This window comes from Reichenbachiella sp. (genome assembly GCF_039969095.1).
Lineage (GTDB): Bacteria > Bacteroidota > Bacteroidia > Cytophagales > Cyclobacteriaceae > Reichenbachiella.
Genome location: NZ_JBDVOL010000008.1, coordinates 83,992 through 105,704, shown reverse-complemented (window position 1 = coordinate 105,704; position 21,713 = coordinate 83,992). Strand labels below are relative to the sequence as shown.

General features: G+C 39.1%; 15 protein-coding genes. 10 read left to right on the top strand and 5 right to left on the bottom strand.

What is annotated here, in order from left to right; genetic code table 11:
- Positions 1–20 precede the first annotated feature (20 nt).
- Positions 21–359, bottom strand: a complete 339-nt coding sequence (gene ssb, locus ABJH98_RS01670) for a single-stranded DNA-binding protein (RefSeq protein WP_348305874.1) — start codon at positions 357–359, stop codon at positions 21–23.
- A 169-nt stretch (positions 360–528) separates the two neighbouring features.
- On the opposite strand from ssb, the gene ABJH98_RS01665 reads away from it, so the two are divergent.
- Positions 529–897 (top strand): hypothetical protein, encoded by a 369-nt coding sequence (locus ABJH98_RS01665; RefSeq protein ID WP_348305873.1) that lies wholly within the window; start codon positions 529–531, stop codon positions 895–897.
- Here ABJH98_RS01665 and ABJH98_RS01660 read toward each other — a convergent pair.
- The gene (locus ABJH98_RS01660; RefSeq protein ID WP_348305872.1) at positions 894–1,688 is read right to left on the bottom strand and encodes an MBL fold metallo-hydrolase; all 795 of its coding nucleotides are present in this window, start codon (positions 1,686–1,688) and stop codon (positions 894–896) included. The two genes, ABJH98_RS01665 and ABJH98_RS01660, sit on opposite strands and share 4 nt — an antisense overlap.
- A gap of 294 nt (positions 1,689–1,982) precedes the next feature.
- Between ABJH98_RS01660 and ABJH98_RS01655 the strand changes: the two genes are divergently transcribed.
- Together ABJH98_RS01655 and ABJH98_RS01650 are read left to right on the top strand one after the other, a co-directional pair.
- On the top strand, positions 1,983–2,318 hold the full coding sequence (locus ABJH98_RS01655; RefSeq protein WP_348305871.1) for a hypothetical protein: 336 nt from the start codon (positions 1,983–1,985) through the stop codon (positions 2,316–2,318).
- 157 nt (positions 2,319–2,475) lie between these two features.
- Positions 2,476–3,003 (top strand): ferritin, encoded by a 528-nt coding sequence (locus ABJH98_RS01650; RefSeq protein WP_348305870.1) that lies wholly within the window; start codon positions 2,476–2,478, stop codon positions 3,001–3,003.
- A 97-nt stretch (positions 3,004–3,100) separates the two neighbouring features.
- Here the strand turns inward: ABJH98_RS01650 and ABJH98_RS01645 are convergent, their stop codons facing one another.
- From ABJH98_RS01645 to tyrS, 3 genes are all read right to left on the bottom strand, one after another.
- Positions 3,101–3,667, bottom strand: coding sequence for a hypothetical protein (locus ABJH98_RS01645; protein WP_348305869.1), 567 nt, complete (start codon positions 3,665–3,667; stop codon positions 3,101–3,103).
- 152 nt (positions 3,668–3,819) lie between these two features.
- Positions 3,820–5,844 carry a thioredoxin domain-containing protein gene (locus tag ABJH98_RS01640; protein WP_348305868.1) on the bottom strand — a complete coding sequence of 675 codons (2,025 nt, stop codon included), beginning with the start codon at positions 5,842–5,844 and terminating at the stop codon, positions 3,820–3,822.
- A gap of 61 nt (positions 5,845–5,905) precedes the next feature.
- Positions 5,906–7,195 carry a tyrosine--tRNA ligase gene (gene tyrS, locus ABJH98_RS01635; protein ID WP_348305867.1) on the bottom strand — a complete coding sequence of 430 codons (1,290 nt, stop codon included), beginning with the start codon at positions 7,193–7,195 and terminating at the stop codon, positions 5,906–5,908.
- Positions 7,196–7,423: 228 nt separating this feature from the next.
- Here tyrS and ABJH98_RS01630 point away from each other — a divergent pair, with 228 nt between their 5' ends.
- The 7 genes from ABJH98_RS01630 to ABJH98_RS01600 all read left to right on the top strand — a co-directional run bounded on the left by ABJH98_RS01630 (position 7,424) and on the right by ABJH98_RS01600 (position 21,698).
- Entirely contained in the window at positions 7,424–8,674 is a 1,251-nt protein-coding gene (locus ABJH98_RS01630; RefSeq protein ID WP_348305866.1) for a tetratricopeptide repeat protein, read from the top strand.
- Positions 8,675–8,796: 122 nt separating this feature from the next.
- A complete protein-coding gene (locus ABJH98_RS01625; protein ID WP_348305865.1) occupies positions 8,797–9,672 on the top strand; it encodes a DMT family transporter in 876 nt (291 codons plus the stop codon).
- Positions 9,673–9,804: 132 nt separating this feature from the next.
- Positions 9,805–11,466 (top strand): tetratricopeptide repeat protein, encoded by a 1,662-nt coding sequence (locus ABJH98_RS01620; protein WP_348305864.1) that lies wholly within the window; start codon positions 9,805–9,807, stop codon positions 11,464–11,466.
- 316 nt (positions 11,467–11,782) lie between these two features.
- Complete coding sequence (locus ABJH98_RS01615) at positions 11,783–14,905, top strand: TonB-dependent receptor (protein WP_348305863.1); 3,123 nt, start codon at positions 11,783–11,785, stop codon at positions 14,903–14,905.
- An 11-nt stretch (positions 14,906–14,916) separates the two neighbouring features.
- The gene (locus ABJH98_RS01610) at positions 14,917–16,434 is read left to right on the top strand and encodes a RagB/SusD family nutrient uptake outer membrane protein (protein WP_348305862.1); all 1,518 of its coding nucleotides are present in this window, start codon (positions 14,917–14,919) and stop codon (positions 16,432–16,434) included.
- A gap of 78 nt (positions 16,435–16,512) precedes the next feature.
- Positions 16,513–19,857, top strand: coding sequence for a VCBS repeat-containing protein (locus ABJH98_RS01605; protein WP_348305861.1), 3,345 nt, complete (start codon positions 16,513–16,515; stop codon positions 19,855–19,857).
- Complete coding sequence (locus ABJH98_RS01600; RefSeq protein WP_348305860.1) at positions 19,851–21,698, top strand: CRTAC1 family protein; 1,848 nt, start codon at positions 19,851–19,853, stop codon at positions 21,696–21,698. The genes ABJH98_RS01605 and ABJH98_RS01600 overlap by 7 nt, the downstream gene beginning before the upstream one ends.
- Positions 21,699–21,713: the final 15 nt, after the last annotated feature.

The following is a 21,713-nucleotide window of genomic DNA, read 5'->3' as shown; positions in this document are numbered from 1 at the left end:
ATGAATGTGTTGAATATTTTTTATTCTTCTTTTTTGTCCAGCATCAGCATTTCTCCTAAGCTGATTTCTGTGATATATTTAGTAACACCATCTTTTTCATACTTTCTATTCACCAGTTTGCCCTGAATGGCGATCTCACTGCCTTTTTTCAGATAAGATTCAATGGTTTCAGCTTTTTTGCCCCATGCCACGATATTGTGCCATTGGGTATCCTCTACCTTTTCACCTTTGTTGTTGTAGTAGACTTCGTTGGTGGCTAGCGAGAAGGCAGTCATTTTCTTACCGCTATCGAAAGTTCTCAATTCTGGATCGTTGCCTAATCTGCCAATTAATTGCACGTTGTTTTTTAAAGTAGTCATAATTTTAATAGTTAAGTTTTAATAATGTTTCACCTGATGGCAGATGAATTTGTCGATTGACTTGGCAAATATGGAATGAGCTACAAACTGGAATCGGTTATTAAGCATTTGTAACCGTTTGTAGTCGTTTATTGTTGGATATATATCAGTATTTCAGTACTTTAAAAAAATGAACGAAAATACCGACCAACGCCTTTGTTCTGAATGTGAACGTCCTCTATTTGGCAGAACAGACAAGAAATTTTGTTCTGATGCCTGCCGAAATTCTTACAACAATAGAGTCAATGCCGATGCAACCAATTTTGTACGAAATGTGAATAACGCACTTCGGAAAAATCGAAGAATCCTATTGGATTTAAATAAGGGAAAAGACTCAAAAGCACATCGAGATCAGCTGTTGAGAGCTGGATTCGATTTTGATTTTCATACGAATACAAGAGAAACTCGAACTGGAGAATTATTCTACTACTGCTACGATCAAGGTTATCAGCTGCTGGAAGATGGCCACATCAAGTTGGTCGCCAAGCCAAGTGACTAAAAAGTCACAGACTGTCCAGGTCGCTCAAAAATGATTGCATTGGGCACAAATTTTTTGATTTTGTCGAGCGATTCCTGATTATAATTGTCTGGAATATGCACGGCTACTACTTTTTTGGCAGCAATGTGCTGCCTTACAAATTCTCCACCATAAAAATTGGTCATATACCAGAAGGGCACGAAGGCAATGTCAATTTCTTCAAAGTCCAATTTTAACTCTTCAAATCGATCAGTGTCCATATCTGCATCTCCTAAATGCAGAATTTTTTTACCGTTGATTTCTATGATAAAGATCAAATCTTGAATTTTTGCATTGCTTTTTCCGGCGTGTCTGGCATATGCAGCTTGCACGGTTAATCCCTCTTGAGTATAGGTTTTCCATGATCTTGACAGCGGAAATGTGAGGGTTCGGTCATGAATACTTTCGAAATCATCCATTACGGCTTCAATTGAATCTACTACCTGTGGAGTGGCTAGACAATTCAGCTTTTTATTTGTAAATAGTAATTTTCCGATTTGTTGAGGACTAAAGTGATCTGGATGTGCGTGAGTGGCCAAAGCCAAAGATAGATTATTGTAAGGAGGCCTACCTGCAACCATGGCATCCAACTGTGAGCTTTCGGGGGTTAAGAATCTACCTTTGCCATCTGTAAAAAATGCATCAATCAAAATATTAATACTTCCAGACTGGATCAAAACACCACTATTTGCGATGTAAGTAGCTTTTTGACCGAAAATTGAAAATGGAAGAATTAGGAAAAATGCTAGAAATGATCTTCTCAAATACTGCATGCACTCGTTTAGTTTACTTTAACAATGGTTGGTTTGAAGACAAATTTAATAGATTTAGTAAATCCATGACTCAAAAATGAGCCGTATACCTAAAAATTCTGTAATTAGATCTTCAACTATGAATATAACGGCATGAAGGGAAATTCCCCTATTTATTAGTAATGATCTTTGGTTTAGTACTTGCTATTAAGAAAAACGAGTAATTAATTGAGTATTTGAAGCTTTGAAAAATAAAGTGATTAAACCTCTAAAGTATTATTTGTAATAAGTCTAAATAAGAAGTAGTTTTGCATCGTGATCCACGAGATATATCATACAGCCAACGGGAAAGTGTTACAAAACGATAAAGACAATCGTTTTTACCTTGAGTACAAGGGTAAAGAATATCGAATGGCTGTATGTGCCTTGATAGCCTTCAAAACCAAACTGGATCAACTGAATGTGGAAGAGATGTTGCTAAGTGACGCCTCATTCGACGCCTTAGAAATCATGCCTCTTTGTAATAGGGAACATCTATTAGTGTTGACCTTAGATGAAATTATTGAGATGAAGGATCTGATTCCTGGGACCCTAGTCATGCTGGAACTCAACAGTATCGTGCAGCAACGCCTCGTTCGGGCATTGGTTTAATACAAATCCTATCATAAGTCTAAATTAGACTAGTTCTAAATATCATTTTGTCAGAACTATTTACAAGCGAATTGGTTAGCTATAGTATATATTTATATTGAATAAGAGTAATAATTGATGAATCCGATCTCCTCTTAGGAACATAAAATACTAGAACATGAAAGATCTAATGAGACAAAAAGTAGCTATTCAAGACAATGTCATGAGTATGCTCAATAAGCAAGTGAAGTTGGAAGCTCAATCATCTGCGGCCTATTTGGCTATGGCAGCTTGGTGCGATCAGCATGGATTTGACGATAGTGCTCATTTCTTCTATGAGCAAAGCAATGAAGAGAGAGGACATATGCTCAAGTTATTTCACTATGTCAGTGATATGGGCGGTCAGCCTACAGTGGCAACAATAGATGCGCCACAGAGTGATTTTAGTTCTCTCAGAGAAGTATTTGAATTGGCTTTGGAAAGTGAGATTAATGTCACAGAGTCTATCAATCAGATTGTGTCAGCGTGTAGAAAAGCCAATGATTTTGCAACAGAAAACTTCATGCAATGGTTTGTGAAAGAGCAAGTAGAAGAAGAGTTTGTGGCAAGAAGAGCGCTTGAATTCTTCGAAATGTTGGGAGAAGATCCCGCATCACTATTGCTCATAGATGAGCGTATTCTGAAGATTAAATACACTGAAGAGTAAAAATATTCTCCTTAGTAAAGATAAACCCAGCTTGAGGAATCAGGCTGGGTTTTATTATGATTAAACCTTAAATAATAAAAAATTTTATTTGAGACTTTTATTCTAAAGTCATCAGATTATAGAAGTTGAATAATTTGATCATATCCTCTTGATTAGAGAGAGTCAGTTTGTTTTCTTTGATATAGTTATTTGTTTCTTTTTGGAAGCTATTGTCTAGCTGCTTGAGCATTTCTTTTCTATCAGAACTAAGGGAATAAACTTGATCATTAACGAGGATGAAAAATGGAGGATATTCCGTATCCTCATAAGCACTAAATTTCAATCCTTCTCGATAGAGCAATGTGGTTTGTCCTTCTGCCAATATTTGAAATAAGTATTGTCTGTTATTGAGTCCAAACGAACCCGAGTGATACAATTCTACATTGCCTGTTTTATCATCTATTACTGCTACTTTTTCTATCTGACTCGAAGGGTAGTGTACAATATCATTTCCAGACCGGATGATGGCATCTTCATACGCAAGATTGATATCTGTATCTCCAAAAATCACTTTGCCATGGCTGACGATGTATTCATCTTTGTCATTGATGGAAGCGTTACTAGAGTCGCCATTGGCGAATTGTAAAGAGAAGATGGAAAGAGTTATAAAGATCGAAATTTTCATGAGCTGATTGATAAAGTGATAATCAAATCAACACATTTCCAAGTTCCTAATCTAGCAGTTTAAGCCAGCTTAATGATTTAATAAACAGATGTTAAATTCTGTTGATACGGACGTCACATTGGATTAACCAATGGATAATTTAACCCTGAATATCACTTGAGAATTTGATCCAATGCTTTTTTGGATTCTTGCACTGGAAGCAAACAAGATTTATTCTCGCAAACGTAGATTAGTGTTTGGCCTTCTGACAATTTCCCATCAAGCAACTCAAGAGTACCTTCGTTTGCTCCTCCTAATAAGATTTTGTTTGGAATATAGCTTTTAGCTAAAGCTAATTTTTTGCTTTGAGCTTCTTTTCCAACCACTGCTACTTCAAAGTGCTGTTGTCCCATGAGGCCATACAGTCGTGCCCAATTACTATAGAAAGATGGCTGTGAATTGAATTCCTTTTCCATGTTGGAAACCATCTGAACAGCTCTATCTAAGTCATCTTGGTTATAATAAAACTGGCCTAGCAAATAGAGGGCCTCAGCCATAGCAGAATTGGAAGCTGGGATTACATTATCCGTCAATTCCATTTTTCTGGCAATCAGTTTTTCATCCTGATCAGAAGTATAAAAATACATTTGAGTTTTCTCATCGGAGAAATGCGTATTGACGTATTCTTTCAGTTTATTGGCTTCGGTGAGCCAGGATTCATCGAAAGTAGCTTCGTACAGTTTGGAGAAGGCCAGGATAGTAAATGCGTAATCATCCAAAAAACCACTTATGGTAGATTGGCCTTTTTTGTAATTTCTAAGTATTTGTCCTGAAGACTGAATTTGATTGGTTTGGATGAAAGAGCCAGCCTGCAATGCCCTCTGTAAATAACTTTCATCTTCTAGTGCGAAAAAAGCGTCCACCAACCCAATGATCATCAACCCATTCCAAGAAGTCAAAGTTTTGTCATCGAGTCCAGGGCGAACACGACCATCTCGTACTTTCATCATCTTAGCTTTGGAAGTGTTTATGCGACTTTGAATCTCAGATTCAGAAAGGCTGAATTTCTCCACTAGTTCTTTGAGCGATACTTTGCGTTCAAGAATGTTGTGTCCTTCGAAGTTTCCCTTTTTGCTTACACTATAATAAGCTTTGAAAAGCTCGGCATCAGTACCTAGCGTTTGGTCAATCTCTTCTTCAGACCAAACATAAAACTTGCCTTCTTCACCCTCACTATCGGCATCCAGAGAAGAATAGAACCCACCAGATTCATCTGTCAACTCTCTGTTGCAAAACTCAATAGTTTCTCGGACGGCTTGTGCGTATTTTTCATCTCCAAAGACTTGATAGGCATGACTGTATAAGCTAATCAGCTGGGCATTATCGTACAGCATCTTTTCGAAGTGCGGTACAGTCCAGGTTTCGTCTACTGAGTATCTAGCAAATCCACCCCCCAAATGATCATATATACCGCCATCTGCCATGCCATCTAACGTGACTTTTATAGCATCATTAATTTCTTCACTAGGATGATAGTAGTTTTGTGCTAATAGAAACTCATAAATGACGGGCATTGGAAATTTGGGAGCTCCTTCTCTTCCTCCATATTTTTTGTCAATTGATTCTACTACTTTTTGTCCAGCTGCGATATAAAGTGCAGAGTCAAATTTTGCTCCTGAATCATTCAATTCGGGTACTTCCAATTGATTAATTCCTTCAGTTACTTTTTCGGCCTGCTCTAGCATTTTACCGGGCTGAGTACGGTACATTTCTGCAAAGTAGTCGACTACTTTACCCCAGTTTTCTTTCGGGAAATAAGTGCCGGCAAACACGGGTCTACCGTCTGGGAGAGTAATCACATTAAGTGGCCATCCGCCTCGCCCAGTCATGAGTTGAGCAGCATCCATATAGATTTGATCAATATCAGGCCGTTCTTCACGATCCACCTTGATGGAAATATAGTTGGTATTCATCTTGGCGGCAATTGTAGAATCTTCGAAGGATTCATGCTCCATTACATGGCACCAGTGACAAGCGGCATAGCCAATACTGATGATCATCAGCTTGTCTTCACGCTTGGCCAGGTCCAGAGCTTCTTCTCCCCAGGGAAACCAATCCACGGGATTATGTGCATGCTGAAGCAGGTAGGGACTTGTTTCTGATATTAAATGATTCGTATGTTTTTGTTCTTGTCCCATGTTTTGCGTGCAAGCGTGAATGGATAAAACAATAATTAATAATACAAGTCCGCCGCGCATATTAGTCTTCTACAGTGATCAGGAAGTAATTTTTCTTACCCCTTTGTGCAAGTAAATACTTGTTGTTGAGCAGTTTAAATTCAACATTTTGGTTTTCACTTTCCAATTTGATCTTGTTGATACTGACTCCTCCACCTTTTATCATACGGCGAGCTTCACCTTTTGATGGAAATACAATGCCATTACTATCCTCAGAGAGTAAATCAGTTACATTTTGTGAATTGGCAAAAGTGTTTCTAGATATCGTCGTTTGAGGTACTCCTTCAAACACAGATAGGAACGTGTCTTCATCTAAAGATTCCAAATCTTCCGTTGTAGACTTCCCAAAAAGAATCCCTGATGCTTTGATAGCCATATTATAATCCTCTTCAGAATGCACACGAATGGTAATCTCCTTGCCTAGTTCCTGCTGAAGTATTCTCAGGTGAGGAGCTTCTTCATGTTGAGCAATCAAGGCATCTATTTCTTCTTTATTCTTTAAAGTGAATATCTTGATGTAATTCGTAGCATCTTCATCTGAAGAATTCAACCAATACTGATAGAATTTGTAAGGAGACGTGAGCTTTTTGTCTAACCAAACATTTCCACCCTCAGTCTTGCCAAATTTAGTTCCGTCTGCCTTTTTAATTAGTGGAGTTGTGATAGCCCATGCCTCGCCTTGTCCTTTTCTTCTGATCAGTTCAGTTCCTGTGACGATATTGCCCCATTGGTCAGAACCGCCTAATTGAACTTTACAGTTTTTATTGTTGTACAGCCACCAAAAATCGTAGCCTTGCACTAATTGATAACTAAATTCTGTAAAAGACATTCCAGACTCTAATCGACTTTTTACGGAGTCCTTGGCCATCATGTAATTCACAGAAATGTGCTTGCCGACATCTCTAATGAAATCCAAAAAGTTAAAATTTTTGAACCAATCATAGTTATTGACTACTTCAGCTGAATTATCTCCACAATCAAAATCCAAAAATTGTTCTAGCTGTTTTTTGACACAGGCCAAATTGTGATTCAAAATATCCTCTGACAGTAAATTTCTTTCTGCTGATTTTCCCGAAGGATCCCCCACCATACCAGTAGCTCCACCTACCAGAGCGAACGGTTTGTGTCCTGCTCTTTGAAAATGCACTAAGGTCATGATCTGAACCAAACTACCAATATGTAATGAATCTGCAGTTGGGTCGAAGCCGATATAAGCAGAAGTCATTTCTTTGTTTAGTTGGTCTTGTACTCCGGGCATCATGTCATGTATCATGCCTCTCCATTTCAATTCTTCAACAAAATCCTTAGTCATTGCAATCTTTTCATTTTTCAATAAGTCGACAAAGATAGATGGTTCAAGGATTTTTGGATATGCTTCTTATAATAATCCCAAAAAATAAATTTGTATCACAAATTTTGTAAATTAACCAAGGGAATGAGCAAGGTTACTTTTTTAGTTCATTTTGTAGTTTGAAGAGATTTTTCAAAATTGATCTTCAAACTAATATTGAAGCAAATTTGAAAGATTGACACTATTACGATGAGATTGCAAAAAACACACCTATGGCTATGGATGTTTATTGTTGCTTTCGCTACTGAAGGGTATGCTCAAAGAGCAGACCTGAATGCCAGCCCGGCAGAAAGAAAAAGAGTAGCAGAGGATTATTATCAAAGAGGAAATAGAGCGGGTAGTAGAGGACAGTTTCCGTTAGCTGTATTGTACTACGATAGCGCGATCAGGTTATTTGGAGGTTCTACTGAATATTTCTTTGCCCGTGGTCAGGCCAAAGAACTGGCTGACAACAATATTGGCGCATTGACTGATTTTGAAGCTGCACTTCGCATAGATCCACAGAATTATACGGCGATGTTTAAACGAGCGCTGATTTACCACAAACAGAAAAATTACAAACAAGCGGCTCAGGACTTTACTTTTTTGATCAACAATGTAGAAACCTTTGAGACGAAGGCCATTGTTTTTAAAGGAGCCTCTTATGACGAAAAAGGTGAAATGATATTTTCAGGTATTGCTACACTCGAAGACATGAAAGCTGATGTCTATTTGGCTCGGGCACTGACTTATGAGCAAATGGGCTTTAATACCCCAACAAGACTGGATTTTGACAAGGCCATTGAATTGAATAATCACGAGCCGAATTATTATGTGCAAAGAGGACTTTTTAAACTGAGTAAAGAAGATACAGAAGGAGCGAAAAAGGACTTTAGAAGTGCATTGGAGATAGATCAATATCATCGTTTGGCGCTTTACAACTTGAGCTTTTTGGTAGATGACGAAGAAAAAGATGAAATCAATCAGATACTTTATGGAGTAGGTGATTTTGCGATGGCCTATTCTAGACGCGCTTTCGAAAAATATCAAAAAGGTAAATACGAGGAGGCATTATTGGATTATGATTCTGCTTTGATGATCAAAGGTGACAATGCCAATGATCTAATGAATCGTGGAATGGTCAAAGCCAAACTTGACAGACATAAGGATGCCATCAGAGATTTCGAAAATTCAGTATATACAGACAACACGTTGGTTCGGAATTTTGTTCTAATTGGCAATTCGTATCAAGAATTGAATAACTACCCTCAGGCTGTGACTTACTATCAAAGATATCTCAGGTCAGAGCAAGGTGATGGCGTGGTATATTATAATTTAGGACTTGCCTACATGAAAGCCAAAAAGGATGATGAGGCATGTGAGTCACTTCGTACAGCGTATGATTTGGGCGAAGAGAGAGCTGAGCCAGCCTTGGAGAAAGTGTGTTTTAAACTAGAATAAAGCATTTCGCCTTTTGATCATTAGCTTAATGACTGAAAATTCTATTCTTTAAATATCCGATAAGATTCCTGAAATTAGAGAATGCTTGATTATGTTCACTTTTTGAAATAATTATTGATAGAGTGAATCCATCTAAAAGTCATTTCCCCCAGTTAGTTGCAGCCATTGTAGTGATGAGTACTTCTGGAGTACTTGCCAGAGCTATGAACGTCCCACCTGAATTGGCCATTTGGTTAAGATGTGTGATAGCCGCTGTTGCGCTTGGGTTGGTACTCAAATTCATGAAATTACCACTCTGGGTAAAGGAAGGGAAAGCATTAACTATTATTGTTTTCAGTACCCTACTTTTTGGGATGCATTGGGTGAGTTATTTCTACTCATTGTATTATTCTAGCGTGGCTATTGGCATGCTATCACTCTTTACCTATCCGGTTTTTACTGCCATTTTGGAGCCAATTATATTGAAGGCGAAACCAAAATTAATTGATATTGTACTTTCTTTCGTGGCATTTTTTGGTGTGTTTTTCTTGGTGCCAGATTTTGATTTAACCAATGATGTCACGCTTGGAGTAGTGATTGGCATATTTTCAGCCATCACTTATTCTTTGAGAAATATCTTGTTGAAACTGCATGTGCAAAACCACTCAGGCATCACATTGATGTTTATGCAGGTAGTGGGCCTTTCAGTATTGCTCAGCCCAGTTTTCTTTTTAGGTGATATCAATAGGCAACTTGATTTAATTGTTCTTAATTGGTGGAAATTACTAACGCTAGGATTGCTTACGACAGCAATAGGTCATACTTTATTCGTAATGTCATTCAAAAATTTCTCAATCACCGTCATTAGTATTTTAAGTACACTCACTCCTTTGATTGGCATTGGACTTGGTTTTCTGTTTTTGGATGAGATGCCTCAGGGCAATGTTTGGATAGGTGGGGCACTCATTTCAGTAGCTGTTATAGTAGAGTCATTCAAATCAGCGAAAGGGAAGGACTAGTTATTCTGTTCGATATAAAACTGATACAATATTTACTTGTTTAGTCCGAATTGAGAAGTCTTGGCTTAGCCTGAGGTAAAATTTTGTATTACATCTGATTAATGTACAGCTTTGTTTGCAGCTTTTATCGATATGAGAAAATCTTGGTTTTTGTTTTGTCTGTTTGCCCTCTATTTCATTGACACGAGCTTTGGTTACAGCGAAATAGACAGTACCAGACATGTGGTTGATTCAGCTTCCGATCCGAATATCAAGTTGAAAGCCTTAAATTATTTGGCCGAATTGTATTGGGGCAAAGACCCAAATCAAACCTTGGCGTATGCAAATGAGGCACTGAAAATAGCTCAAGAACAAGCAGACACAGAGCAATTGAGCCAAGTCTATCTTAACCTTTGCCAAGGATACCTCTATAAAGATGACTACGCAAAAGCTTTAGACTTTGGTTTAAAGTGCCTTGACTTAAGACAACAATCTGATGATAAACCTGCTTTAGCATTTATTCTTCGAACAATTGGTTGGTTGTATTATGACATGGAAAACTCAGACATGTCCCTCCAGTATCACAAAGAATCTTTGAAACTATATGAGGAAATAGAAGACTTCAGTCGCATTGGAAATGCGCTCAATGGCCTCGGCTTGGTCTACATGCAAAAGGAGAATTACCAAACTGCCTTGTCTTATTTAGAAAGAGCTTTGGAAATTGAAGAATCTTCAAAAAACAATCATAGAGTAAGCGTTGTATTGAGCAACATGGGCAGCTGCTATCAAAAACTAGGCAGCAACCAAAAGGCTATAGATTATTTGCAAAGATCCTTGAATCTCAATGAGCAGATTGATGATATGGACTTGTTTTCAGAAAGTCTCAATAGGATGGGTAATGCCTATTTGGATTTGAAAAATTATAGGCAAGCTGAAATCCTACTCGATAGCGCAAAAACCATTATAGACCAAAATCAATTGGCAGATAAGCCTGTGCTGTTGATGGAAAACCTTCAGGCCAAATCAATCTTGTATGCGGCAAAACAAGATTTCAAAAAATCACTGGACGCCATGCGTCAGTTCAACAACTTGAGAGAAAATATTCTTTCGGAAGAAAAAAGTTATGCATTGATGGAGCTAAGAGTGGATTATGAATTAGAAAGAAAAGAGGCAGAGATTCAATTGCTGGAACAAGAGAAGCAACTTTCCAATATGCGACGAAATATGCTAATCGGTGGATTGGCCGGTGTGCTTTTGATTGGGTTACTATTGGGTGGTCGATTACGTAGTTCTTACAGAAAGAATAAATTGATTCTAGAAACTAAGCAAGCATTGACAGATGCAGAACTGGAAAAAAGTAAACTAAGTCAGGAAAGACTCAAGAATGAGTTGGAATTTAAAAACAAAGAACTCACTACGTTTGGAATGCATATCGCTCAAAAAAATGAGTTGTTTAGTGAATTCATTGAGCAGTTGACAAACATTGAGAAAACAGATTTTGATAAGTTACATGTGGAGTCAGCTATCAAGTCATTCAAACAGCGATTAGAGATTAATCATGACCTGGAAGAATTCTATAGTCATACAGAGTTGGTGCATCAGGATTTTTTATTCAAACTTTCAGAGAAATTTCCTGATTTGACCGATCATGATAAAAAACTGTCATCACAAATCAGGTTGAACCTTTCCAACAAAGAAATTGCCGCACTCAATAACGTATCTCTAAAATCGGTAGAAGTTGGCCGATCCAGGTTGCGTAAGAAAATGGGCATTGACAGTTCCGTCAACTTCTCTGAGTTCCTTCAGAATATTTAGACCTATACATTTAGTCTTTGAGAAACTACCGTTAGAACTTTTTCGAAGTACGGAGAGCATGTATCTCTTTCATAAATCAGTCAACTTCTCTGAAAAGGCAGTTCACCTCATCTGATACGATATTAACCCAAACGCATATTTTATTAGTCTCAATGAGCTCATGTAGGGGTTTATTCTAAGATATGTAGGGGGTGTGTAGGGGTAATAAATGTAAAATGGACGTTTATAAATCATACTTTTGATTCATGTTAGTTAAGAAAATGGAGACATCAAGTTTCATTTTCACGGACCCATTTAAAAACATAATTGATAAAGTATGATGAATTGTTTACAAAAGAATCAAAAGCTACTGATGCTCCTTTTGGGCCTAAGCTTTTTGAGCTTCAGCACACTTGCACAGTCAAGTAGTGTGTCTGGAACAATCACTTCCTCTTCGGATGGACAGGGATTGCCGGGAGTGAATGTGGTAGTCAAAGGGACTACCGAAGGAACCATCACAGATCTGGATGGTGCTTATAGTATAGAAGTAGAATCTGGGGCGACCTTGGTTTTTAGTTCTATTGGATTTGAAACTCAGGAAATACCTGTGGGATCAAGAAGCACCATTGACATCTCTTTGGTTGAAGATGTACAGCAGCTAGGAGAGGTCGTAGTTGTTGGTTATGGTACACAGAAGAAGAGTGATTTGACTGGAGCTATTTCTTCAGTGAAAGGTGACGAAATTCGTAAGTTTAGTTCAAACTCTCCAGTTGACGCGTTGCAAGGACAAATGGCTGGAGTCAATATAATCAAAGGAAGTGGAGGTCCTACGGCCAATACTCGAATTACCATTCGTGGACTCCGTTCAGTGAATGGTACCAATCCTCTGGTGATTGTGGACGGACTTCAGGGGGACATCAATGCGATCAACCCAGATGATATTGAGAGTGTGGAAGTATTGAAAGATGCAGCTGCCGCTTCTATCTATGGTTCATTAGCGGCCAATGGTGTGATCATTATTACAACCAAGTCTGGTGAGTCTGGAGAACCACAATTGGAGTTTAGCTCGTATTTCGGAGTGGACAAAATTCAGAACACCCTAGATTTTGCTAACGCATCAGAATATACGCAGATTGTTCAGGCAGTAGCATCAAATGGAGGCAGAACAGAACCTGATTTCATAAATCAGAATTGGGCAGCCAATACCAACTGGATGGATGAAATGTTTAGTGATGCAGCGTTCAGCAACTACAACATTACAGTAAAAGGGGGTAGCGAAAAGACCAAATACATGCTTTCTGGTAGTTACAACAAAAGAGAAGGTATTCTGCTAGACGAACAGCGAGACAAGAAGCAAGTAAGAACGAAGCTTGGAACTACCATTGGTAGACTTTCACTTGACGCCAATATATTCTATAGTCAAATGGACGATGATTTCTTTACAGGAAATATCAATAATGGTTATGAGATTATGCCAATCGTTCCAGTGTTAGATTCTTCAAAGGAGTATGGTTATGGATATATCTCGGATGATGACTATGGGGATCAACCAGATCATGAAAACCCGATTGGTGAAAACGCCTACAAGGACGCAACTAGAAGAATCAAAAACCTGGTTACTAACTTCAGTGCAACAGTGGATATCATCGATGGTTTGAAAGCTACAGGTAGAATCGGTATAGACAATAGAGACACTGATAACTACACCAGATTTAGACCACATCAAGTCGCAAATAAGAGACAAACAAGATTTCATTATTTAGAAGAAAGTACAAACCATGAGTTGAATCGGAATATTGAAGGATTCTTGAATTATGACAAGTCATTTGGAGATCATACCATTGGTGTAATGGTCGGTGCCTCTCGACAGGATATAGAAGAGGATTGGATGTCAACTTCAGTTGAGGGCAAACGGATTTTGGATGATGGCACGGAAGAACCCATCGGTTTCAATGAAGAAGATTTCAATACTTTCGATGCTGGAGCAGGTGGAATATTCAATGCTTCAGGTTCGGGATACGAAGTAACTAGAATGTCTCAATATGGAAGATTGAATTATTCGTTTATGGACAGGTATTTTGTTCAAGCTTCAGTACGTCGAGATGGATCTTCAAGATTTGGAGCCAATAATCGATACGGAACATTTCCATCTGCAGCTATGGGTTGGAAAATATCTAATGAATCATTTTTCAATGTTGAGGCCATCAGTTTTTTAAAGCTAAAAGCCAGTTGGGGTAAATTGGGTAGCGAAGCAGCCTTGGGTGCGTACGATTTTGCAGTCTTCACTTCAGGACCTTACCGATACCCATTTGGAGTAAGTGAAACCCAAGGATTCGGTCGCACATTCCGTGCCTTCCCAAATCCTACACTACAGTGGGAAGCGGCTACTACAATAAATGTAGGCGTGAATTTCGGATTGTTTGCTGATCGTTTGGTCGGTGAATTCAATTACTATAAAAGAAACACGGAGGATATGATTATTCCTCAGGTATTACCAGCTTCTTCGGGTTTCTGGGATCCGTTCGTGAATGCGGGCGATGCAGTCAACAAAGGAATAGAACTCGAATTGACTTACAGAAAGAACACTGGTGATTTTCAGTATTCTATAAGTGGAAATATTTCGCATAATACCAATGAGATCACCAAGGTGGTGAGTGAAGGAGATGAGTATTTCGGTGGTCCGACTACGTTGGATGGAACGTCAGCAAACGTCAGTAAGCTAGGGTATCCGATCGGTGCGTTCTTCGTGTATCAGGCAGATGGAATTTTCCAGGATCAGACAGAAGTAGATGCACACACAGGCACAGATGCAGATGGAAACTCAGTAGTAGTGCAGCCTGATGCAGCACCTGGCGACATGAGATTCACTGATGTGAATGGCGACGGAGTACTCAATAATGAAGATTTGGTATATGCAGGTTCTGGTATGCCAAAATTCAACTTTGGGTTGAATTTTACTGCAGATTACAAAGGCTTGGACTTCACAGTTTCTCTTTACGGAGCAAGTGGTCATAAATTGTACAACGCAGTTAGACAGAATTATGAAGGATTCGATAACTATAGAAACCACTTGTCCACAGGAGTGAATGCTTGGACTCCTAGCAACACAAATACCGATATCCCACGTGCTGTTTATGGAGATCCAAACCAGAATGCCAGTAGAAACTCAACTCGATTTATCGAAAGTGGCAATTACGTAAGAGTGAGAAATATCCAATTGGGATACACGATTCCAAGTTTATTGACAGATAAAATTGGCGTATCCAAAGTGAGAGTATATGTGAGTGGGCAGAACTTGTTCACCTTCACTAACTATTCAGGGATTGATCCTGAAATTTCTACTTCTTATTCTAATTATGAGGATTCGAGCAATGCCAATGCTGCGCTTAATATAGGGACAGACTTCGCTACTTATCCGAATATCAAAACGATGTTGGTAGGACTTCAAGTAAACTTCTAAACGAAACAAATATGAAATTGTATAATAAAAACTGGTACAGGTTACTGTTGGCATCGATGGCATTTTTGGCTTTCGGGTGTGATGAATCTGACCTTGAAAAAGTACCATTGGATCAGACCAGTTCTGAGACCTTTTGGGAAAATGAAACCAATGCAACAGATGCATTGACTGCGGCATACACGCAATTGAATGCTGGCTATTGGAGCCACACCGAAGTGGTGTATGTGATAGACAACTTCAGATCTGATTTTTGTCAGGCTGGTGCCGATGTGGTTGCCAATTACCCAGATCAGGAAGCATTTTCTTCTTACAGAGTGACAGACGATAATGGAAGAATGGCCAGCTACTGGGGACAGCAGTATATTGCTATTTCCACAGCGAATCAGGTGATTCATAACGTACCACTCATGACAGATGACCAAGTGCAGGCTGCCAGAAGAACAGAGCTTCTTGCAGAAGCTAAATTTTTACGTGGCTTGTTTCACATGAGATTATTGATGAACTGGGAAGAGATTGTAGTATTCGATTTTCTAGCACAATCGGGTGAAGAGCTGTTCAAAGGGCTTTCTTCAAGAGATGAAGCCTGGGCTGCAATTGAAGCGGATTTTAGTGATGCTGCAGATGGGCTGCCTGTCAGCTACAATGACAACAACAAAGGCAGAGCTACACAGGGTGCAGCTCTTGGATTCTTGGGTAAAGCACAGCTGGAGCAGCATAAATATGAAGAGGCGGCTGCTACATTACTGCAAGTGATCAACCTGAATGAATATAATTTGGAAGCTGATTACGCTTCGTTATTCGATGGATCTAATGAATTGAATAATGAGACCTTGTTCGAGCTAGCTTTTACTAGCAATGAAGTAGGAGGTAGCTCTGTAGAGTACGCAGGTATCTACAATGTGGCCGCAGCTGAAATGGGCGGTTGGGAAGCAATGTTGCCTACGCAGGCACTACTTGATGAGATGCAAGCAGAAGGCAGAACTTCAACAGATGCAGGAAAGTACGATGCCAGATTGTACGGCTCTATCTTTTTTGATGACCCAGATGTAGATATTTATGGATATACCTATGCGGAAGTATTTGGTGCAGGTGCAACCAAACTTGGATGGAAAAAATTCTTATTCAGGGATGTGGCTCCTTGGGATGCGCCAAGATTCGAAGCTTCTGATATCAATACTCCATTACTAAGATATGCGGATGTATTGCTGATGAGAGCTGAAGCTTTGAACGAATCAGGTAGCACTGCAGCCGCTATTCCTCTGATCAATCAGGTAAGAACACGGGCTTTAATGCCAAATACTACTGCCACCACTCAAGCACAGGTTAGAGAGGCCATCATGCACGAGCGAGCAGTTGAGTTTGCACTAGAAGGCAGTAGATTCTACGACCTCAGACGATGGGGCAATAATGTGCTTCAAGATGCAATTGGCAATAGTGGAAAAGATGGAGTCGACAACTTCAATGTATCCAGTGACAGCTATTTGCCAGTGCCTGCGAGTGAAAAGATGAGTAATCCATTAATTGATTAAATATTTAGGTCTGTCTCAAAACTTCAATTTCTCAAAATGACCAAGTTTTGAGACAGACACTTTTAAACCTCATAAACTATGAATATGATAGATACCCCATATCAGCAATTCATGTATTTGGCTAAGTCCTTTAGTTTATTCCTGCTGCTTTTTGGCTTTAGCCAATGTCAAAACAAAGAAACTAATGCAACGCTCTTTCGAGAAATAACAACCCAAGAATCTGGCATTGATTTTATCAATCAACTGCCGTCAGACCATATGATGAACAATATGGTGTATGACTATTATTACAATGGTGGTGGTGTCGCCATTGGTGATATAAACAATGATGACCTACCCGATCTATTCTTTACTGCCAATGTATTACCGAACAGGTTATATCTAAATAAAGGTGGTCTTAAGTTCAAAGACATCACAGAGAAAGCTGGGATCACTCACGCAAAATCCTGGAGTACAGGAGTGACTATGATTGATATCAATTCGGATGGCTGGCTTGATATCTATGTGTGCAAATCAGGTCGACTTTCAGAAGAAAAAAGAGCCAATCAATTATTCGTCAATCAACAGGACGGAACCTTTTCAGAACAAGCTGCAGCTTATGGCCTCAATTCAGTAAGTTATTCCACTCAAATGGCCTTTCTGGATTTCGATTTAGATGGAGATTTGGATGCCTACCTACTTAATCACCCAATAGAAAAAACAACAGTTCATGATTTCTCAGATATAAGAGAAAAAGTTGATGAATTTGGTGGTGATCAGCTTTTCGAAAACCAAAATGGAAAATATGTGGACATTAGTCAAAAATCTGGGATTTTAGGCAATCCTCTTTCATTCGGATTAGGTGTAGCGGTAGGTGACCTCAATGCTGACGGTTGGCCTGATCTGTTTGTTACCAATGATTACTCCGAACCAGATTATCTATACTACAACCAACAGAACGGCACTTTCAAAGATGTAATTCAGGAAAAAACCAGTCAAATCTCCAATTTCTCAATGGGCAATGATATGGCTGATTTCAACAATGATGGCTATTTGGATCTGGTGACTGCGGAAATGTCTCCAGAAGATAATTATAGTATTAAAACCAGCATGAGTGGGATGAACCCAGAACAGTTCTATCGACTGGTGAATAACGGTATGCATCATCAGTATATGTATAATACGCTTCAGGTCAATACTGGAAATGGCCACTTTAGTGAAATTGGGCAGCTGGCACAAATAGCCAATACGGGTTGGAGTTGGGCAGCACTGTTTGCTGATTTTGATTTAGATGGCTACAAAGACCTGTTTATAAGCAATGGCTACAAAGCAGATAACTCAAACAATGATTTTAAAATATGGTATAAATCTGCTCTCAAAGAATTTGAAGATAATAAAGCCACAGATACCGTAGCCTTTATGACTGAGGTGGTCAAAAGAATTCCTTCGGTTCATATTCCCAATTATGCATTCCGTAATTCTCAAAATCATCAATTCGAAAATAAAACGAATGAATGGGGGCTGAACAAGGCTTCCTTTTCTACCGGAGCAGCTTATGCTGATTTGGACAATGATGGTGATTTGGATTTGGTGATCAATAATGTAGATGAACCATCACAGATTTATGAAAATCAATCAATACCTGAGTCTAGAAATTTCTTGAAAATCAAATTGGAAGGGAGCAATAAAAACCCAATAGGAATAGGAGCAAAAATAGAGGTGCAAGCAAACGGACAATTGCAATTTCAGGAGCAATACATGACGAGAGGCTATCAATCATCTGTTGCTCAAGAGTTGTTTTTTGGCTTAGATTCAGCTGAATTCGCAGATCAAATTAGGGTCATATGGCCGGATGGAAAAACAAACCAACTGAAAAATGCAAAGGCTAATCAAACCATAATCATCAATTATTCAGAAGCTCAAAACAAAAATTTTGTTTCACTAGCCAATCGTAAGTCTCTCAATGCTTCGTCACTGGCATTCAAAGATTTCACGATCCAATCCGGAATCGCACATGAGCATATTGAAAACCCATTCGATGATTTCGAGAATGAAAGCCTTTTACCCCATCGTATGAGCCAGTTTGGGCCTGCACTGGCCATTGGAGACATTAATGGTGATGGTAGGGATGATTTTTATGTAGGGGGAGCCAAAGGTTTGGCTGGTGCCATGTATGTCCAGCAAGCTGATGCGACTTTTGAAAAACAAGCATCGAAATTGTGGACTGCAGAAAAGGATTATGAGGACTTAGATGCTGCATTTTTTGATGCGGATGGCGATGAAGATTTCGATTTGTACGTGGTGAGTGGAGGTAGTGAATTTGAAATAAATTCACCGCTCTTACAAGACCGTCTTTATCTCAATGATGGAATGGGTAATTTTTCTGAATCTATTGACCTTCCGAAAAATTTCATTTCTGGAAGCAAGGTAAAACCGCACGATTTTGACCAAGATGGTGATATGGATTTATTTGTAGGTGGTCGACTAGTACCAGGAAAATATCCTTTACCCACTAAGAGTATTTTGTTGCGCAATGACAACGGAAAATTCACTGATGTTACGGCAAGTGCCTGTCCACAGTTGATGGACATCGGTATGGTGACCGATGCCATTTGGACAGATTTCAACCAGGATGGTAAATCGGACTTTATACTTGTGGGCGAATGGATGGCACCCAGATTTTTTACTGGTTCAAACGGAAAATGGAAAGAATTTGAAAATTCAGGAATTCAGGATCAAATGGGCTGGTGGTTTTCAGTCGAACAGGGAGATTTTGATCAGGATGGCGACTTGGACTTCGTAGCTGGCAACCTCGGTCTCAACTACAAATATAAAGCATCAAAAGAGGCACCATTTAGTGTTTATACAAAGGACTTCGACGAAAGCGGGAACCTCGATATCGTTTTGGGTTATTACAATAATGGGGAAGAATTCCCGCTTCGTGGAAGGCAGTGTTCGTCTAATCAAATGCCTTTTATCAAGAAGAAATTTCCTACTTACCACGATTTTGGATCAGCAACTATAGATGAGGTATATGGAATAGAATCATTGCAAGGTTCTACTCACTATGCTGCAACCAATTTTACCAGTTCCTATATTGAAAACTTAGGAAACGGTCAGTTTGCCATTTCGGCTTTGCCTATTGAATCACAGTTCTCTTCAGTCAATGATTTTGTAATCCGAGATTTTAACGAAGATGGGAATTTGGACATCGTCTTGGCAGGAAATCTATATCAGTCTGAGGTAGAAACTCCCAGAAATGATGCAGGCTATGGCTTGTTGCTATTGGGAAATGGCAAAGGTGATTTTAGAACGGCACCATTTAGCGAAAGCGGACTATTCATAAAAGGAGATACCAAAGTCATAAAAACTTTACAAGTAGGCAGCTCCGAGGCTATGATTGTTGGTAAAAACCAAGACTTCCTCCAATTGATCCAATGGTAAAGCGATACAGCATATATATCGTTTTGATTGGGTTAGTGCTTTTGTCTTGCTCTAAAGAACAGCCTGCTACTTCCTTGCTCACGAAGTTATCTGTAGAAGCGACAGGTATAGATTTCGTAAACCGAATTCCAGAAGGAGCCGACATGAATAGTCATGTGTACGAGTATTTTTATAATGGTGGTGGTGTATCTATAGGGGATATTAATAATGATGGGCTACCAGATATATATTTTACGTCCAACATATTTGATAATAAACTATATCTGAACAAAGGTGATCTACGATTCGAAGATATCACCACTAGTGCTGGCGTAGCGGGTACCAAAGGCTGGACTACAGGTACATGCATGGCCGACGTCAATGCGGATGGTTTATTGGATATCTACGTTTGCAAATCCGGACGATTTGGTGCTGAAAAAAGAGCCAATCTTCTTTTTATCAATAACGGAGATCAAACTTTTTCTGAACAAGCCGCCTATTACGGCTTGAACCATTCTGGGTATAGTACGCAAGCATCTTTCTTCGATTACGACTTGGATGGCGACTTGGATATGTATTTACTAAATCACAACATAGATAAGTCCAAACTCACCAATCTTGAGTTGGCCAGACGGATCCCCAATGAATTTGCCGGTGATCAATTGTTTGAAAATGTGAATGGAAAGTATCAAAATGTCACTCATGCTGCAGGCATTATTTCCAATCAGTTTGGATATGGATTGGGAGTGTCTATCGGGGATTTGAACAATGACGGCTGGCCAGATGTCTATGTGGGCAATGACTATATGGAGCATGATTATCTGTATCTAAATAAGGGTGATAAAAATGGTGAACATCAAGGTTTTGAAGAAGTCTCAAAGAAAGTTACTGCCCGTACTTCCAACTTCTCGATGGGTACAGATATGGCCGATATCAATAATGACGGTCTACAAGATATTTTGGTGTTGGATATGTCCGCCCAGGACAACTATGCAATCAAGACCAGCATGAGTGGTATGGATCCAGCTAAATTCAATTTTGCAGTGGATAATGGTTTCCATTATCAATACATGTACAATTCATTTCAACTCAATAGAGGTATTCAAAACAATCAACCTTTTTTCAGTGAAATCGCTCAATTATCTGGGCTGTCTTCTACCGATTGGAGTTGGGCTCCACTCATTGTGGACTTGGATGGCGATGGATTGAAAGATGTATTTGTTACCAATGGGCTGAAACGTGACTTCAGAAATAATGACTACAGGATTTATAAAAAGAAACGAGTAGAAGTAGCTCATACTAACGGAGAAGATTACAAAGAGCTGATGAATGAATTGATCGCCAATACGCCTCAGCGATTGGTAAAAAATAAAATGTATTTGAATCAAGGCAATTTACAATTTAAAGACAGTTCAAATATGGAATATTTACCTCCAACTTTTTCCAATGGGGCTGCATTTGCAGATTTGGATTTAGATGGGGATTTGGATTTAGTACTAAACAATATAGATATGGAAGCGATGATTTTGAGAAATAATTCGGCCTCGGTTCCGGGGTATCAGTATTTGCAGGTGAGATTAAACGGGCCTGTAGGTAATCCTTTCGGGATAGGTGCAAAGGTGAAAGTCATTACCAATGATGGTTTCCAACTGCAAGAGCAGTACCCCACTAGAGGCTACCAATCTTCGGTTGATTATCTTTTGAGTTTTGGTTTGGGAATGGCGAATAAAGCGGATTCAATTATGGTCATTTGGCCAGATGGCAAACAAGAAATTAAGACAGGGAGGAATGCCAATCAAGTGATAACCTTTAATTACACAAGAGCAGTGTACTACCAAACAGGAAAAATTAAGAAGGGATAAGTAAATTGAGTGAAA

Coding starts and splice junctions, on each gene's coding strand:
- ABJH98_RS01645 (WP_348305869.1), bottom strand. CDS start 3,667: ATGAAAATTTCGATCTTTATAACTCTTTCCATCTTCTCTTTACAATTC.
- ssb (WP_348305874.1), bottom strand. CDS start 359: ATGACTACTTTAAAAAACAACGTGCAATTAATTGGCAGATTAGGCAAC.
- ABJH98_RS01630 (WP_348305866.1), top strand. CDS start 7,424: ATGAGATTGCAAAAAACACACCTATGGCTATGGATGTTTATTGTTGCT.
- ABJH98_RS01610 (WP_348305862.1), top strand. CDS start 14,917: ATGAAATTGTATAATAAAAACTGGTACAGGTTACTGTTGGCATCGATG.
- ABJH98_RS01600 (WP_348305860.1), top strand. CDS start 19,851: ATGGTAAAGCGATACAGCATATATATCGTTTTGATTGGGTTAGTGCTT.
- ABJH98_RS01620 (WP_348305864.1), top strand. CDS start 9,805: ATGAGAAAATCTTGGTTTTTGTTTTGTCTGTTTGCCCTCTATTTCATT.
- ABJH98_RS01605 (WP_348305861.1), top strand. CDS start 16,513: ATGAATATGATAGATACCCCATATCAGCAATTCATGTATTTGGCTAAG.
- tyrS (WP_348305867.1), bottom strand. CDS start 7,195: ATGACTAAGGATTTTGTTGAAGAATTGAAATGGAGAGGCATGATACAT.
- ABJH98_RS01650 (WP_348305870.1), top strand. CDS start 2,476: ATGAAAGATCTAATGAGACAAAAAGTAGCTATTCAAGACAATGTCATG.
- ABJH98_RS01660 (WP_348305872.1), bottom strand. CDS start 1,688: ATGCAGTATTTGAGAAGATCATTTCTAGCATTTTTCCTAATTCTTCCA.
- ABJH98_RS01615 (WP_348305863.1), top strand. CDS start 11,783: ATGATGAATTGTTTACAAAAGAATCAAAAGCTACTGATGCTCCTTTTG.
- ABJH98_RS01665 (WP_348305873.1), top strand. CDS start 529: ATGAACGAAAATACCGACCAACGCCTTTGTTCTGAATGTGAACGTCCT.
- ABJH98_RS01640 (WP_348305868.1), bottom strand. CDS start 5,844: ATGGGACAAGAACAAAAACATACGAATCATTTAATATCAGAAACAAGT.